The 14,128-nt window shown below is 68.1% G+C and carries 17 protein-coding genes and 1 tRNA gene; 4 read left to right on the plus strand and 14 right to left on the minus strand.

The genetic code is table 11. From position 1 onward, the window contains the following. Positions 1–39: 39 nt before the first annotated feature. Entirely contained in the window at positions 40–498 is a 459-nt protein-coding gene (locus FSB78_RS15445; RefSeq protein ID WP_147083455.1) for a DUF6456 domain-containing protein, read from the minus strand. Positions 499–582: 84 nt separating this feature from the next. Here FSB78_RS15445 and FSB78_RS15450 point away from each other — a divergent pair, with 84 nt between their 5' ends. Both FSB78_RS15450 and FSB78_RS15455 read left to right on the plus strand, forming a co-directional pair. Then, the gene (locus FSB78_RS15450; RefSeq protein WP_147083456.1) at positions 583–1,146 is read left to right on the plus strand and encodes a helix-turn-helix domain-containing protein; all 564 of its coding nucleotides are present in this window, start codon (positions 583–585) and stop codon (positions 1,144–1,146) included. 86 nt (positions 1,147–1,232) lie between these two features. Next, on the plus strand, positions 1,233–1,793 hold the full coding sequence (locus FSB78_RS15455) for a DUF1440 domain-containing protein (RefSeq protein ID WP_147083457.1): 561 nt from the start codon (positions 1,233–1,235) through the stop codon (positions 1,791–1,793). 13 nt (positions 1,794–1,806) lie between these two features. On the opposite strand, the gene FSB78_RS15460 is transcribed toward FSB78_RS15455, so the two are convergent. From FSB78_RS15460 to FSB78_RS15490, 7 genes are all read right to left on the minus strand, one after another. Beyond that, positions 1,807–1,882, minus strand: a tRNA-Val gene (locus FSB78_RS15460). A gap of 49 nt (positions 1,883–1,931) precedes the next feature. Next, a complete protein-coding gene (locus tag FSB78_RS15465) occupies positions 1,932–2,855 on the minus strand; it encodes a hypothetical protein (protein ID WP_147083458.1) in 924 nt (307 codons plus the stop codon). Between the two features lie 75 nt (positions 2,856–2,930). After that, positions 2,931–4,364: an NAD(P)(+) transhydrogenase (Re/Si-specific) subunit beta gene (locus FSB78_RS15470; protein ID WP_147083459.1), complete on the minus strand. Its 1,434-nt coding sequence runs from the start codon at positions 4,362–4,364 to the stop codon at positions 2,931–2,933. Positions 4,365–4,387: 23 nt separating this feature from the next. Further along, positions 4,388–4,678 (minus strand): NAD(P) transhydrogenase subunit alpha part 2, encoded by a 291-nt coding sequence (locus tag FSB78_RS15475; protein WP_147083460.1) that lies wholly within the window; start codon positions 4,676–4,678, stop codon positions 4,388–4,390. Continuing rightward, positions 4,678–5,049 carry an endonuclease domain-containing protein gene (locus FSB78_RS15480; protein WP_147083461.1) on the minus strand — a complete coding sequence of 124 codons (372 nt, stop codon included), beginning with the start codon at positions 5,047–5,049 and terminating at the stop codon, positions 4,678–4,680. Before FSB78_RS15480 ends, FSB78_RS15475 begins: the two co-directional genes overlap by 1 nt. A 142-nt stretch (positions 5,050–5,191) precedes the next feature. Next, positions 5,192–6,313 (minus strand): NAD(P) transhydrogenase subunit alpha, encoded by a 1,122-nt coding sequence (locus FSB78_RS15485; RefSeq protein WP_147083462.1) that lies wholly within the window; start codon positions 6,311–6,313, stop codon positions 5,192–5,194. Further along, entirely contained in the window at positions 6,313–6,438 is a 126-nt protein-coding gene (locus FSB78_RS15490) for an aa3-type cytochrome c oxidase subunit IV (RefSeq protein WP_242008337.1), read from the minus strand. Before FSB78_RS15490 ends, FSB78_RS15485 begins: the two co-directional genes overlap by 1 nt. Before the next feature lie 130 nt (positions 6,439–6,568). Between FSB78_RS15490 and FSB78_RS15495 the strand changes: the two genes are divergently transcribed. Both FSB78_RS15495 and FSB78_RS15500 read left to right on the plus strand, forming a co-directional pair. Further along, positions 6,569–7,984 (plus strand): sigma-54-dependent transcriptional regulator, encoded by a 1,416-nt coding sequence (locus FSB78_RS15495; RefSeq protein ID WP_147083463.1) that lies wholly within the window; start codon positions 6,569–6,571, stop codon positions 7,982–7,984. Positions 7,985–8,181: 197 nt separating this feature from the next. Then, a complete protein-coding gene (locus tag FSB78_RS15500; protein WP_147083464.1) occupies positions 8,182–8,634 on the plus strand; it encodes a hypothetical protein in 453 nt (150 codons plus the stop codon). Between the two features lie 12 nt (positions 8,635–8,646). On the opposite strand, the gene FSB78_RS15505 is transcribed toward FSB78_RS15500, so the two are convergent. From FSB78_RS15505 to FSB78_RS15530, 6 genes are all read right to left on the minus strand, one after another. After that, a complete protein-coding gene (locus FSB78_RS15505; protein WP_147083465.1) occupies positions 8,647–9,531 on the minus strand; it encodes a bestrophin family protein in 885 nt (294 codons plus the stop codon). A 70-nt stretch (positions 9,532–9,601) separates the two neighbouring features. After that, entirely contained in the window at positions 9,602–10,648 is a 1,047-nt protein-coding gene (gene folP, locus FSB78_RS15510; RefSeq protein ID WP_147083466.1) for a dihydropteroate synthase, read from the minus strand. A 131-nt stretch (positions 10,649–10,779) separates the two neighbouring features. Further along, entirely contained in the window at positions 10,780–11,907 is a 1,128-nt protein-coding gene (locus FSB78_RS15515) for a site-specific DNA-methyltransferase (RefSeq protein WP_147083467.1), read from the minus strand. Positions 11,908–12,054: 147 nt separating this feature from the next. After that, positions 12,055–12,684, minus strand: a complete 630-nt coding sequence (locus FSB78_RS15520; protein ID WP_147083468.1) for a ribonuclease HII — start codon at positions 12,682–12,684, stop codon at positions 12,055–12,057. Further along, positions 12,672–13,502, minus strand: a complete 831-nt coding sequence (thiD, locus tag FSB78_RS15525) for a bifunctional hydroxymethylpyrimidine kinase/phosphomethylpyrimidine kinase (protein ID WP_147083469.1) — start codon at positions 13,500–13,502, stop codon at positions 12,672–12,674. Before thiD ends, FSB78_RS15520 begins: the two co-directional genes overlap by 13 nt. 150 nt (positions 13,503–13,652) lie before the next feature. Continuing rightward, positions 13,653–14,108, minus strand: a complete 456-nt coding sequence (locus FSB78_RS15530; RefSeq protein ID WP_147083470.1) for a peptidylprolyl isomerase — start codon at positions 14,106–14,108, stop codon at positions 13,653–13,655. Positions 14,109–14,128 lie beyond the last annotated feature (20 nt).

Consider the following 14,128-nt stretch of genomic DNA (forward strand, 5'->3'; position numbering starts at 1 on the left):
CCGCGATCTAGGACGCGCGGTCACCGACGGCAACGCTCCTCACCGCAACGCATAATGATCGGCGACACGGTCGAGCGCGAACGTCAGCACAAGCCGCCCCGCGCGCGCCGGCCAACCCAGCGCCTTTTCGGCCGCCGGCATGCCCTCCCCCGCACACACCACGCGCCACAATATGTCCGCTAGCCCCGCCCCCGCCGCCGCAAGCGCCGCGTCGAACCGCCGTTTCGCCGCGATCTGCGCCAGCGTCGGATCGAGTGCATCTCCCCCGCCCCCATCAACCCGCGCCGCCCAGCGCATCGTCACGCGCGGAGCCAGCGACGCGGTCTCGTAATCGCCACGCAACCGTTCGCCCGCCTCGAACTGCCGCGCACTGACCAGCCCCCGCGACCGCAGCCACCCGAGCGGCGACTCCGCCAGATTGACCGTCACCGTCCGCCCGCGCGCTGCGCCTGTATCGCCAGCACCCGTATCGATCGATCGTTCCACCAGTTCGCGCATGCCAACCTCCTCCGAGTCGTGAAGGACTTGCCATATCGTCTCCCTTGTAGGACAGAGGCGAACCCATATGGTTTGGAGATAGCCATGATCACCGCGATTCGCGAAGTCCGCCGCGCAAAGGGCATGACGCTCGACGCGGTCGCGCGCGCCTGCGTACCGCCGACGACCGCGCAGACCGTCGGCCGGCTGGAAACCGGCACTCGCACCGTCTCGGTCGGCTGGCTCAACCGCATCGCCGACGCGCTCGGCGTCACGGCGGCAGACCTCGTGACGCTGCCGGATCGCGCCGACCTGCCGGTCGCTGCGCTGCTCGACGCCGATGGCGTACGCGCTCCGCGTCGGGCGACCGCTGCCATCCCGCCTCAACCGATGCCGGGCCAGATCGCAGTCACCGTGACCGGCAGCACCGGCGACTATCGCAGCGGCGACGAAATCTGGTGCGAACCGCTCGGCGCCGAGGCATTCGCCGACGCGCGCAACCGGGACGTGCTGGTCCCACGACCAGCGGGCCGGTTCGTCTTCGGACGGTTGATCGACCTCGATGGCACCGCTGTCACGATCGCGCCGCCGGGTAGCGGCAGTGTTCCGCAGACGATCATCGACCCCGCCTGGATCGGCCGCGCGGTGCGGCTCGTCCGCACGCTGTGAGCGGCCGCCCGGCGAGGTGGACTCCCGACGCAGCCGGCTGACGATCCCGCGCGTTACTGTCGACCACCCGACGCACAGGAGCGCGCATGACCAACACATCGTCCCCCACGGCCGCTGACATTGCGACCGCCGCAGCCGTAGGGCTGATCGCCGGGCTCGCCGCCTCCTTCGTCATGAACCGCTTCCAGGCACTGACCCAGCCCGCTGCGTCGGGCGACGGCGAGCCTGCGACCGAACGTGCGGCGGACGATGTGGCGCGGGCGGTGACGGGCGCGCCGATTCCCGACGCCGACAAACCCGCCGCCGGCCAGCTGGTCCATTACGGCGCAGGCGCCGTCCTCGGGATCGGCTATGCGGTCGCGGCCGAATTCGCGCCGAAGGTCACGCTGGGCGCGGGCACGGCGTTCGCCACGCTAACCTGGGCAATGCTCGACGAGGTCGCGGTTCCGGCGGCCGGGCTGAGCGGCCCGCCTTGGAAATCGCCGATCGAGACGCATGCCTATGGCCTTGCGTCGCATCTGGTGTTCGGCATCGCGACCGAGACGACGCGTCGCCTCGCGCTGCGGGCGCATCGGCGGCTGGCCGACGCCATCGACGCGGCGCCCCGAACGCCGCCGACCCGTACTGGTAGCGCGGCGCGGCCATAGCATCGGTAGGGAATGGTGGGCGATGACGGGCTCGAACCGCCGACATTCTCGGTGTAAACGAGACGCTCTACCAACTGAGCTAATCGCCCTACAGCGTGGCTCTTACCATCGTTTTCGCGGTCGGCAAGCCGCGCGATGCTAGCTCAGCGTCATCGCCGAGCGGCGGACTGCCGCCATGTAGCCGTGCATCGCCTCGCTCGTGCGGGTCGACAACGCCATGTAGGCGCGGCGGCGGTCGAGCGGGTCGGGGCGGCGCTCGAACAGTCCCGCGTCGGACATCCGCCCGATCCAGCGGAGCGCGGTCGTCGGTGCGACCGCCGCTGCGATGCACAGGCTTGAGACCGAGACCTGCGTACCCTCCAGCTCGGCGGCGTAGAGGTCGAGCAGCATGTCCCAGCCCGGGTCTTCGAAATAGCCGTTGCCGAAGAACTGGTCGCGCATTCGCCGGCCACGGATCGCGCGGCGGATCTCGCTCGCAGTGGGGGTGGAGACCGGTGGTGGTGCGCCGAAGTGCGTGGTGCGGTCGCCGACGATCGGCGGCTGCTCGTCGCGGTCCTCGGCGCGGGTCAGCCGGGCCAGCGCATCGGCGATCCGCGCGACCTCGGTGTTGAGGCGGTGGAACCGCGCGGTGTCGCTCTCCCGCCCGATATCGGCGACACCCGCGGGAAGCCGAGCGCGCTCTGCGGCGATGGTGAGCGCGGCGACGCAGTCGGCGACGTCGGGGTCGACCAGCAGCGTGGTTGCGCCCCCCAACGTCGCCGAGGCCACCAGATCGATCTGCTCGGACGTCAGCGCGACGACCAGCGTCGCGCCGCAGTCCGCCGCCCAGCCCGCGATGTCGGGCAGCGTTTCCCGTAAGGTCGCCGCCGGCACGCCACTCGCCTCGACCGCCACGACCTGGGGTGTTGCAAGCGGTGCGCGCGGCTGGTCCCAGTCGCCCCGCACTGTCGTCCATCCGATCACGTCGATCGCGACCGCTAGCCGGTCGGATGCGGCAGACGCGGCCACGAGCAGGACGCTCGGGCCGCCGTCGTAGCTCGGATTGATCGCATCCCCGGTCATGGAACGAGACTAGCGACAGAGTGCGAGACAGTTACACCCGAACTGGGTCGGTTTCCGTTCGAACCAGTTTCCCCGTCAGTCCAGCGACTTGACGATTTCCTCGACCATCTTCTTCGCGTCGGCGAGCAGCATCATCGTGTTGTCCATGTAGAACACGTCGTTGTCGACACCGGCATAGCCGACCCCGCCCATGCTGCGCTTGATGAACAGAACGGTCTTCGCCTTTTCGACGTCGAGCACCGGCATGCCGTAGATCGGTGAGGTCTTGTCGGTCTTGGCCGCCGGGTTGGTGACGTCGTTGGCGCCGATCACGAACGCGACGTCGGTCTGCGCGAACTCGCCGTTGATGTCCTCGAGCTCGAACACCTCGTCATAGGGCACGTTCGCCTCGGCGAGCAGGACGTTCATATGGCCCGGCATGCGTCCCGCGACCGGATGGATCGCGTATTTGACGCGCACGCCATGCTCTTTCAGCTTGTCGCCCATCTCGCGCAACGCGTGCTGCGCCTGCGCCACCGCCATGCCGTAGCCCGGCACGATGATGACCTGTTCGGCCTGGCTCATCAGGAAGGCGGCGTCCTCCGCCGAGCCGCGCTTCCAAGGCCGCTGCTCCTTGGCCGCGCCGCCGCCCGAATCCGCGACCGCGCCGAAGCCGCCCGCGATCACGCTGAGGAAGCTGCGGTTCATCGCGCGGCACATGATGTAGCTGAGGATCGCGCCCGAACTGCCGACCAGCGCGCCGGTGATGATCATCGCGCTGTTGTGCAGCGTGAACCCCATCGCCGCGGCCGCCCAGCCTGAATAGGAATTGAGCATCGACACCACCACCGGCATGTCCGCGCCACCGATCGGCACGATCAGCAGGAAGCCGATCACGAAGCTCAGCACCGTGATCGTCCAGAAGATCGCCGGGCTCTGGTCGGTCACGAAATAGGCGACGAGCCCGACGATCGCGGCCAGCACGGCCAGGTTGATGACGTGGCGGCCGGGCAGCAGGATCGGCTTGCCGCCCATGTTGCCGTTGAGCTTCAGGAACGCGATGACCGAGCCCGAAAAGGTGATCGCACCGATCGCGACGCCCAGCCCCAGCTCGATCCGGCTGACCGGACGGATGATCGCGACCGGATCGCCGATCATCGGGATCATCAGGTCGGCGATGCCGAACGCCTCGGGGTTGAGATAGGCGGCGACCCCGACCAGCACTGCGGCGAGACCGACCAGACTGTGGAATGCGGCGACCAGCTGCGGCATGTCGGTCATCGCGATCCGCCGCGCCGTAACGAGGCCGATCGCGGCACCGATGCCGATCGCGACGACGATCTCCCAGATCCCGACGTTCAGATGCGTCACCAGCGTCGTCACGACGGCGATGGTCATGCCGATCATGCCGAAGCGGTTTCCGCGCTGGCTGGTCGCCGGGCTCGACAGCCCGCGCAGCGCCAGGATGAAGCATACGCCTGCGACGAGATAGGCGAGTGCCACCCAGGGGTTCACCGCGACATCGTGCATTGGACTACCCCCCACCACGCCGCTCATTTCGCGACGCGCTCCTTCTTCTTGTACATTGCCAGCATCCGCGCGGTAACCGCGAAGCCGCCGAAGATGTTGACGCTCGCCAGCACCACCGCGAGCAGCCCGAGATACTTGGCCACCGCGCTGCCCGCCGCCGCCGACGCGATCAGCGCGCCGACGATGATCACGCTCGAAATTGCATTGGTCACCGCCATCAGCGGCGTGTGCAGCGCCGGCGTCACCGACCAGACGACGTAATAGCCGACGAAACACGCCATGACGAAGATCGACAGGATCGCGATGAAGTCCATTATTTCTCCTCTGCGGCAAGCCGCTCGGTAGCGAATGCGACGACACCACGCACCGCGGCATCGGTATCGCGCAGAATCTCGGCCGCGGCTATCCGCATCACGGCGATCGTGCGTAGCGCGAACCAGCGATCGCGAGCGGCGTCGCGCGCCGGGCGATCCCCATAATCATGCGCCGTACCGTCGACCTCGACGATCAACCGGGCGGCATGGCAGTAGAAATCGGCGACGAACGGACCCGACGGATGCTGTTTGCGGAACTTGAGTCCGCCCGGTCGCTGCCGAAGCGCCATCCACAATGCAATCTCCGGCGGTGACATCGTCCGCCGCAGGACCTTCGCCCGCTGCTGGGTCACCCCCGTCCCCTGCAACATCACATCCTCCCCTGTAAGGGGAGGTGGCAGGCGTCAGCCTGACGGAGGGGTGTCCCCGGTCGCAAGGGTTCGCGCGATAACGCAGGGCGACACCCCTCCGTCGCGCTCACGCGCGCCACCTCCCCTTCCAGGGGAGGATCGATCATGCGAGCAACCGCGCGTTCACGACCTTGCCGTCCTTGGTCAGCCGGATCGCATCGCCGATCTCCGCGTCGAGCACCGGCTTGCCGGTCTCCTTGTCCCAGAACGCGCTCAGGAAATTGAACAGGTTGCGACTGAACAGCGCGCTCGTATCCGCTGCCAGCCGCGACGGCACGTTGCGGTGGCCGACGATCTTGACGCCGTTCACCATGACGACCTCGCCCGCGACCGCGCCCTCGACATTGCCGCCTTGTTCGACGGCCAGGTCGACGATGACGCTGCCCGGCCGCATGCTCGCGACCTGCGCCGCCGAGATCAGCCGTGGTGCCGGGCGCCCCGGGATCAGCGCGGTGGTAATGACGATGTCCTGTTTCGCGATGTGCGCGGTCACCAGTTCGGCCTGCGCCTTCTGGTATTCGGGGCTCATCTCGCCGGCATAGCCGCCCGATCCCTCGCCCTCGATCCCGGCGACGTTCTCGACGAAGATCGGTTTCGCGCCGAGCGACTGGATCTGCTCCTTGGTCGCGCTGCGCACGTCGGTCGCCGAGACCTGCGCGCCGAGCCGCCGCGCGGTCGCGATCGCCTGCAACCCCGCGACGCCGACGCCCATCACGAATGCCTTGGCGGCGCTGACCGTCCCCGCCGCGGTCATCATCATCGGAAACGCGCGGCCATATTCCGCCGCCGCGTCGAGCACCGCCTTGTAACCCGACAGGTTCGACTGCGACGACAGGATGTCCATCGACTGCGCGCGCGTGATCCGCGGCATGAATTCCATCGCCAGCGCCTCGTACCCCGCCGCGGCATAGCCGTCGACGCGCGCCCGTTCCCCGAACGGGTTGAGGCTCGCCACGATCCACGCACCGGGCGCAACGCCGGCCAGACTCTCCGGATCGGGCCCCTGCACGCCCAGCACGATATCGGCCCCCGCCAGCACAGCCGCGCGGTCCGCGACACTCGCGCCCGCATCGGCATAGGCGGCGTCGGCGATCGAGGCGGTCTCGCCCGCGCCGGCCTCGACGGCCAGCGTCGCCCCCAATGCGATGAATTTCTTCACCGTCTCGGGCGTGGCCGCGACGCGCCGCTCGCCGTCCGCTTGCTCTTTCAGGACGGCGATCTTCATCAGTGCGCGATCAGCCAGATGACCAGGGCGGCGATGATCGCGACCGCGACGCTGCCCCACTTCATCATCGCGATGACCTTGTCATAGGTCGTCACGTGCGCGTTCATGTTCCCGTCGCCGGCCATCGCCCATCCTCGAAATATTTGCGTCCGCCCTATCCTGCCCGCCCATTACCCTCAAGTCCACCGCCCCGCGGTTTAAGTCCGCCTTTACCCCGATGCGGTACGGCTGTCCTATTAGGGGACGGGAATCGCCATGACGCGCAACGGCCAGCGCCTAGTATTGTTGATCGACGACGAGCCGGCACAACGGCGGCTGATCGCTGCGCTCGCCGCACGCGGGGGCTGGCGCGCGATCTTCGCGACCGACGGCGAGATGGCGATCGCCACGCTCGGCACGCAGGACGGGATGCAGCTCGACGCGATCGTGCTCGATCACTGGGCGCCCGACGCCGACGCCACCGCTTTGATCGCGGCGCTGCGCCAGCGTCGCCCGGCGCTGCCCATCCTGATGCTCACCGCCAACGGATCGGTCGCGCATGCGGTCGCCGCGATGCGCGCTGGCGCCACCGACTTCCTGGTCAAGCCGCTCGCCCCCGACCGCTTCCTCGCCGCGCTCGATGCCGCGGTCGCGGGGACCGCCGCGGGCGAGTTGCGCCCGCTCACCGAGAAGATCCCCGCCTTGCTGGCGTTCGACGAGATCGTCGGCTCCTCCCCCGATTTCCGCTCCGCGCTCGCGATCGCCGCCAAGGCCGCGCGCGCCCGCGTCGCAGTGCTGCTCGAAGGCGAGATCGGCGTCGGCAAGGAAGTCATCGCCGAGGCGATCCATGCGGCGTCCCCGCGCGCGAAAAAACCGATGACGACGGTCAATTGCGGCGCGATCCCCGCGAACCTCGTCGAATCGGAGCTGTTCGGACATGAGAAGGGTGCCTTTACCGGCGCGTTCGAACGCAAGATCGGCCGCTTCCAGGATGCCGATGGCGGCACGCTGTTCCTAGACGAGGTCGGCGAGATGCCGCTCGACGCGCAGGTCAAGCTGCTCCGCGTGCTGCAGACCGGCGAGGTCCAGCCGATCGGCGCGCGCCATGCGCGACAGGTCGACGTCCGCGTCATCGCCGCGACCAACAAGGCGCTGCTCGACGAGGTCGAGGCGGGGCGGTTCCGAGAGGACCTCTATTACCGGCTGAACGTCGTCCAGGTCGCGATTCCGCCTCTGCGCGAACGCACCGGCGATATTCCCGCGCTCGCCCGCCATCTGCTCGCGCGGATCGCGCAGCAACCGGGGCTGCGACCGCTCGGCATCACCGACGACGCGCTCGCGCTGCTCGTGCAATATGACTGGCCGGGCAACGTCCGCCAGCTCCAGAACGCGCTCTTCCGCGCCGCCGTGCTGTGCGAAGGCGCCGCGCTGACCAAGGCGGACTTCCCGCAGATCGCAGCGCTCGGCAATCGCCAGCGCGGTCCGGCTGCGGCGGCCGCGGGCGGTGGCGGCGTCACGCTGTTCCGTGCAGACGGCAACCTGCGCGCGCTCGACGAGATCGAGGCCGACGTCATCCGCCTCGCGATCGGCCATTATCGCGGCCGCATGACCGAGGTCGCGCGCCGCCTGGGGATCGGGCGGTCCACCCTGTACCGCAAACTCGGCGAACTGGGCATCGACAACGCAGCCTGATCGGCCGGCGCGACAGGGAGCCATTCGCGGCACCGCACGTTGACCGACCGTGCCATCTTCCCTGATGTTAGAAGGGGATGGACCGGCACGCGTTACCCGTCAGCGTGTGGTGCCAGGTCTTGAGCTATCAATATCGTATCGAAAAATCATCGCTCGCGGCGCAGGTCGATGACCACCAACGCCAGATCATGCGAGTCATGACGGCGGCGCTCCCCCTGCTCGACCGGCCGCACGGATCGCTCGAGGCCGGTGCCGAGCTGTCGAAGGCGCGGATGGAGATGACGCGGCTGCTGATGGACTATGCGCTGTTCAAGCACCGCGAGATCTTCGCACCGGTCCTGGCCGCGGGCGGCGACAAGACCCATGACTGTCTGCGGCTGAAGACCGCCTGCATCGCTGCTGGCCAGGAATATCGCGACTTCACCAGATCCGGGAACCGTGCGGATCCGCTCGCGGACTGGGACGGCTATCGCGCGAGTGCGATGGCGATGGCACGGACGATGGCGGCGCATCTGGCCGACGAGCGCGCCGGGCTTCGCAAGCTGCTCGGCGCGCTCGCGAAGAAGGCCGTCAGCGAGGGGTTTGAACCTCCGGCGACGCCCCCGGCCCCGCCCCTGCGCGACGAGACCGTGAACATCCACTATATCTGAACGCGGTGGCTGCTACCACAGCACGCCCTTGACCGGCGTCAGCGGCTCGGGTGCCGGATCGCCGATCGCCTGCAGCAGATCGATCTCGATCGTCCGGCACATCGCGTTCAGCGGCACGTCGTGGATCGTGTCCGCGAACGGATCGACCAGATCGTCGCCGATCTGCAGCACGGCCAGGAACATCAGCCCGGCAATCGTCGAGCCGACCGGCGTCGCGAAGCCCAGCGTCTCGACCAGCCCGATCGGCAGCAGGATGCAGAACAGCCGCGTGAAGATGCTCGGAAAGAAGCGATACTGGTTGGGCAGCGGCGTGTTCTTGATCCGCTCCATCCCGCCCTGCGCGTTGGCGATATCGACCAGGATACTCTCGAACTGCGTCTGCTGGATGGTGTCGATCCAGCCGTTGCGGCGGCAGATGTCGATGCGCCGCCCGGTCCCGTCGAGGATTCCGTTGGCGATGTTGGTGCGCGCCAAGGCAAAGGACGCCTCTTCCTCCGACAAGAAGCGCCGGACTTCGGGCGGCACGGGCTGGCGCCGCAACTGGCAGCGCAGCGCGTTCACATAGGCGATCTGGCGCAGCACGATCGTGCGCTTCATGTCGTGGCCCTCGGGTTCGGGCAGCATGTTGCGCGTCATTCGCGCCAGACTGCGCGAGGCGTTGATCATCAGCCCCCATAGCCCGCGGCTCTCCCACCAGCGCTGATAGGCCGAATTGTCGCGAAAGCCGAGGAACAGCGCGAGCGCGGTACCGAACAGCGTCAGTGGCAGCGACGGCGCGTGGAAGGGCAGCACGTAATAGGTGACGGTGACGACGACGTCCCACACGAACAGGCCGAGCAACGGGCGCCACACCTCGCTGAGGATCTGGCTGAGGCGTGGGGTAGCGGTAACGATCACGGGACAGCTCCGATTATGAACTTTCTGTCATGCCCGATCCGGGCTTATGCTGCAACGCGGCGTGAGACGATCAGCCCCCCGTCAACGCCTGATCGCGCAATCCGCGCCAAACTTTCAGTGCCTGCACGGTTTCGGCGACGTCGTGGACGCGCAGGATCTGCACCCCCGCCTCCGCACCGCGCACCGCCAGCGCGATCGATCCGCCGAGCCGTTCGCCCAACGGTGCCTCGTTCGACAGCGCGCCGATCAGCCGCTTGCGGCTCGCGCCGAGCATGATCGGGCAACCGAGCCCGTGGAAGATCGCAAGGCCGTTGAGCAAAGCGAGGTTCTCGGCGAGCGTCTTGCCGAAACCGATGCCGGGATCGACGATGATCCGCGATCGCTCGACGCCGCCCGCCACCACGGCCGCGATCCGTGCCTCGAGCCAGTCGAACACGTCGATCAGGACGTTCGCATACCCGCCGCTGCCATGCCCGCCGGCCTTCGGGTCGGGCGAATGCATCAGCACGACCGGGCACCCGCTCTGCACGACGACGCCGAGCGCGCGATCGTCCCACAGCAGCGCGGAGACGTCGTTGACGATATGCGCGCCCGCGGCCAGCGTCGCCTCCATCACCGCGGCCTTCCGGGTGTCGATCGACACCAGCGCACCGCTCGCGACCAGCCGCTCGGCGACGGGGAGCACGCGCGCGATTTCGTCCCCTTCCCACACCGCGGCGGCACCCGGCCGGGTCGATTCGCCGCCAAGGTCGATGAGCGTCGCGCCCGCCGCGGCCATGTCGACCCCGGCTGCAGCCGCGTCACCATGCTTGCCGCCGTCGGAGAAGCTGTCGGGGGTCACGTTGAGGATGCCGGCGACGACGGGCTGGTCGAAGCGGAGCGTCCGGCTGCCGAGCGTCAGCGCCGGGCGCGGCGCAGTGATTGCCGCATGGAGCCGCGCCGCGCGCTCGCCGAGCGCGACTGCCTCGGCGATCGGCAGCGTCCGGCGGCTTCGCCCCTCGATCACCTCATAGGCAGCGAACCAGGTCATCCCGCCCGCCAGCCGCGCGACGGCACCGTCCGCCTGCGTCATCGGTGTCTCGACGAACTGGACGGGGCGAAGGTGGAGGCTGGTCATGGTCTACCCCGTCACACCGGCCGGTCGATGCGTCCAGTCAAAAGCCGTTCCCCCGCGAAAGCGGGGGCCCAGGGTACCACGCGGTGTCGCCTGTAACCCTGGGCTCCCGCCTTCGCGGGAGAACGGGTACGTCAGATCGTCGTCGCGAGCAGATAGGTCTGCCGCAGCGTGTCGATCGGCTTCAACCCGTCTGCGGTCTCGTGATGCCAGAAGCTCCAGCCGTTGCACGCGGGCGTCTTCTGCAGTGTCGACCCCAGCTTGTGGATCGACCCGATCGTCCCGCAGTCGCTCAACAGCGAGCCGTCCGCGCGGACTGCGGCGCGCCAGCGGCGCTTGGCGTCGGTCAGCACCGATCCGGGCGCGAGATAGCCGTTCTCGACGAGCACGCCGAACGCGACCTTGGGTGCGCCACGCGGGCTCATCATCGTCGACAGCGCCGATTCGTCGAGCGGCAGCGCCGCCTCGATCCGCTCCAGCGCGGCCTCGATATAGTCGCCCTCGCGCTCGACGCCGATCCAGTCGCGCCCCAGCCGCTTGGCGACCGCGCCGGTCGTGCCGGTGCCGAAGAACGGGTCGAGCACGACGTCGCCGGGCTTCGTGCAGGCGAGCAGGATGCGATAGAGCAGCGCCTCGGGCTTCTGCGTCGGATGCACCTTGGTACCGTTCTTCTTCAGCCGCTCGGGCCCGCCGCAGATCGGGAATTCCCAGTCCGAGCGCATCTGCAGCTCGTCGTTGAGCGTCTTCATCGACCGGTAGTTGAAGGTGTATTTCGCCTTCTCGCCCTTCGACGCCCAGATGAGCGTCTCGTGCGCATTGGTGAAGCGCGTGCCCCGGAAGTTCGGCATCGGATTGGATTTGCGCCAGACGATGTCGTTGAGGATCCAGTACCCCAGATCCTGCACCGCCGCGCCGACGCGGAAGATGTTGTGGTAGCTGCCGATCACCCAGATCGTACCGTCGTCCTTGAGGATACGGTGCGCTTCCTTGAGCCAGGCGCGCGTGAAGCGGTCGTACGCGGCGAAGGTGTCGAACTTGTCCCAGTCGTCGGTGACGGCGTCGACATGCGTGCCGTCGGGCCGGAACAGCTCGCCGCCCAGCTGGAGGTTATAGGGGGGGTCGGCAAAGACCATGTCGACCGATTTCGCGGGCAACGCCTTCATCGCCGCGATGCAATCGCCGCGAAGGATCTGGTTGAGCGGCAGCACCGCCTGCTCGTCCGTGGTGGCGACCCGCGGCCGCGCGATTTCGATCACACCCATGTCTTCGCCCCCAATGTCCGCGCATAGCGACGGAATCGGGCGACTCCGTCAAGCGCGTTTTGGTTAAGCGATTCTCACCGCGCCCTGCCTGCAGATCCCACGCCGGCGGATTTCCGCCAGATATTGAGTCGGCCGGTCCCTGCCAACTCAAGCGGTAGGGGTGTTGCGCGAAAGACTCAGGTCTAGACTTGCGTAGGCCGCAGCGACCGGCGCGAAGCTGCGGCGGTGCAACGGTGTCGGTCCATGCTCGCGCAGCGCGCGCAGATGGTGCGGACAGCCATAGCCCTTGTTCGAATGCCAGTTGTACGCGGGGTGCGTCTCGGCATGCGCGAGCATGATCGTGTCGCGGGTATGCTTGGCGACGATCGAGGCCGCGGCGATCGACCGCGACTTGGCGTCGCCACCGACCAGAGCGGTCGCGGTATGGCCCCAGCGCGGCAGGCGGTTGCCGTCTACCAGCACGTGCGCAGGCGCCTGCGCCAGCGCCTCGACCGCGAGCGTCATCGCCTTCATCGTCGCCCAATAGATGTTGAGCGTGTCGATCTCGTCCGCCTCGACGATCCCGATCCCGACGATCGCGCAGTCGTGCAGCCGCGCGCAGAGACGTTCGCGTTCGGAGGCGGAGAGCTTCTTAGAATCGTCGATCCCGCGCGGCACGCCGCGGGCCGGCAGGATGACCGCCGCGGCGACCACCGGCCCGGCGAGCGGACCGCGCCCGGCCTCGTCGACGCCCGCGACCGGCGCCGCGCACAGCTTTTCGTGTTTCAGTCCCGGCATGTGTCGAACGGTATCTTTCCGAGCGCGTGGCCCATGGGTCCATGTCCTTCGCCCAACCCCGGTGCGGCGACAAGCGCGGCGCGAACGAACGCGATGGCGCGGCCGATCGCATCGGCGAGCGGCAGGCCGGCAGCCAGCCCCGTGGCGATGCCGCTCGCGAGCGTGCAGCCGGTGCCGTGGCTGTGCCGGGTGTCGATGCGCGGGTTGGCCCAGAGTGTGTCGCCGTCGTCGGCGACAAGGCGGTCCTCGACGATCGGACCGTCGCGGTGACCGCCTTTGACGAGCAATGCGGGGCCGAGTGCGCGGATCGCGGCCTCCCCGCCCAGCGCTGCGAGTTCGGGGAGATTGGGGGTCACGACCGTCGCCAGCCGCATCAATCGGGTGAAGGCTGCGATCGTGTCGGAATTGGCAAGGATCGCACCGGTGGTGGCGACCATGACGGGGTCGAAGACGATGGGAAGCCCCGTGCGTCGTTGTTCCCCCGCGAAGGCGGGGGCCCAGTCTGGATCCCCGCCTTCGCGGGGAGACAAGGCGGCGAGTCGATCCGCGATCGCATTGGCCGTCTCCGCCGACCCGATCATTCCGATCTTCACCGCATCGACGCCGATGTCCGAGACGACCGAATCGATCTGCGCGAGCACCATCGCGGTCGGGATCTGGTGGACCGCCTGCACGCCCAGCGTGTTCTGCGCGGTGATCGCGGTTACGACGGTCATCGCGTGGCCGCCCAGCATCGTGATCGTCTTGATATCGGCCTGGATGCCGGCCCCGCCGCCGGAGTCCGATCCGGCGATGACGAGGATGCGGGGGATGGGCATGGCGTATCCGTACCCCAGCCACACACCCTCCGTCACCCCGGACTTGGTCCGGGGTCCACCGCGCCGCGAATCAAAGGCTTGAGACAATGTGGCCCGGTGGATGCCGGACCAGGTCCGGCATGACGAAGTTACTGGTATGCACGGTGTCTGTTACGCCGCGCGCGCCTTGACGATCTTGCCCGGGGTCTTCGGAGGCTCGCCCTTGGGCAGCGCGTCGATCAGCTCCATGCCGTCGGTGACCTGGCCCCAGACGGTGTACTGCTTGTCGAGGAAGCGCGCGTCGTCGAACACAATGAAGAACTGCGAGTTCGCGGTATCCGGCTGGTTGGTGCGCGCCATCGAGCACACGCCGCGGACATGCGGCTCCGCCGAGAATTCGGCCTTGAGATTGGGCTTGTCGCTGCCGCTCATGCCGGTGCCGGTCGGATCGCCGCCCTGCGCCATGAAGCCCGGGATCACGCGGTGGAACACGACGCCGTCGTAAAAGCCGTCATTCGCCAGTTCGACGATGCGCGCGACGTGATTCGGCGCCAGGTCGGGGCGCAGCTTGATCGTCACGTCGCCGCCGTCCAGCGTCAGCGTCAGCGTCTCGGGGGTGTCGGCCATATGGTCTTCTCCTGAATTGG

Origin of the sequence: Sphingomonas ginsenosidivorax, assembly GCF_007995065.1 — a bacterium.
Taxonomy (GTDB): Bacteria; Pseudomonadota; Alphaproteobacteria; order Sphingomonadales; family Sphingomonadaceae; genus Sphingomonas; species Sphingomonas ginsenosidivorax.

Coding starts and splice junctions, on each gene's coding strand:
- FSB78_RS15465 (WP_147083458.1), bottom strand. CDS start 2,855: ATGACCGGGGATGCGATCAATCCGAGCTACGACGGCGGCCCGAGCGTC.
- FSB78_RS15480 (WP_147083461.1), bottom strand. CDS start 5,049: ATGTTGCAGGGGACGGGGGTGACCCAGCAGCGGGCGAAGGTCCTGCGG.
- FSB78_RS15500 (WP_147083464.1), top strand. CDS start 8,182: ATGACGGCGGCGCTCCCCCTGCTCGACCGGCCGCACGGATCGCTCGAG.
- FSB78_RS15455 (WP_147083457.1), top strand. CDS start 1,233: ATGACCAACACATCGTCCCCCACGGCCGCTGACATTGCGACCGCCGCA.
- folP (WP_147083466.1), bottom strand. CDS start 10,648: ATGACCAGCCTCCACCTTCGCCCCGTCCAGTTCGTCGAGACACCGATG.
- FSB78_RS15445 (WP_147083455.1), bottom strand. CDS start 498: ATGCGCGAACTGGTGGAACGATCGATCGATACGGGTGCTGGCGATACA.
- thiD (WP_147083469.1), bottom strand. CDS start 13,502: ATGCCCATCCCCCGCATCCTCGTCATCGCCGGATCGGACTCCGGCGGC.
- FSB78_RS15520 (WP_147083468.1), bottom strand. CDS start 12,684: ATGCCGGGACTGAAACACGAAAAGCTGTGCGCGGCGCCGGTCGCGGGC.
- FSB78_RS15495 (WP_147083463.1), top strand. CDS start 6,569: ATGACGCGCAACGGCCAGCGCCTAGTATTGTTGATCGACGACGAGCCG.
- FSB78_RS15450 (WP_147083456.1), top strand. CDS start 583: ATGATCACCGCGATTCGCGAAGTCCGCCGCGCAAAGGGCATGACGCTC.
- FSB78_RS15485 (WP_147083462.1), bottom strand. CDS start 6,313: ATGAAGATCGCCGTCCTGAAAGAGCAAGCGGACGGCGAGCGGCGCGTC.
- FSB78_RS15475 (WP_147083460.1), bottom strand. CDS start 4,678: ATGGACTTCATCGCGATCCTGTCGATCTTCGTCATGGCGTGTTTCGTC.
- FSB78_RS15470 (WP_147083459.1), bottom strand. CDS start 4,364: ATGCACGATGTCGCGGTGAACCCCTGGGTGGCACTCGCCTATCTCGTC.
- FSB78_RS15530 (WP_147083470.1), bottom strand. CDS start 14,108: ATGGCCGACACCCCCGAGACGCTGACGCTGACGCTGGACGGCGGCGAC.
- FSB78_RS15490 (WP_242008337.1), bottom strand. CDS start 6,438: ATGGCCGGCGACGGGAACATGAACGCGCACGTGACGACCTATGACAAG.
- FSB78_RS15515 (WP_147083467.1), bottom strand. CDS start 11,907: ATGGGTGTGATCGAAATCGCGCGGCCGCGGGTCGCCACCACGGACGAG.